General features: G+C 63.9%; 1 pseudogene. It reads right to left on the bottom strand.

What is annotated here, in order from left to right:
• Positions 1–429, bottom strand: a pseudogene (locus AC1DIX_RS27940) (excinuclease ABC subunit UvrA); the annotation flags it as partial.

Here is a 429-nt window from a genome sequence, read left to right as displayed (position 1 = left end):
CCGTCATGTCGAGAACATCGGAAATCGACTTGGTCTTGAAGGTGACGTCGAGCGTTTCGCGATTATAGCGTTTGCCGTGGCAGACGTCGCAGGTGACGTAGACGTCGGGCAGGAAGTGCATCTCGATCTTGATGACGCCGTCGCCCTGGCAGGCCTCGCAGCGGCCGCCCTTGACGTTGAACGAGAAGCGGCCCGGCTGATAGCCGCGCGCCTTGGCTTCCGGCAGGCCGGCAAACCAGTCGCGGATCGGCGTGAAGGCGCCGGTATAGGTCGCCGGGTTCGAGCGCGGCGTGCGGCCGATCGGTGACTGGTCGATATCGATCACCTTGTCGATATGCTCGAAGCCGTCGATCCGGTCGTGATCGGCCGGAATCTCCCGAGCGCCCATCACGCGGCGCGCCGCCGACTTGTAGAGCGTCTCGATCAGGA

It is taken from the genome of Massilia sp. 05N420 (assembly GCF_056397205.1).
The sequence above is the reverse complement of the archived record's forward strand: the minus strand, read 5'-3'. Positions and strand labels throughout refer to the sequence as shown.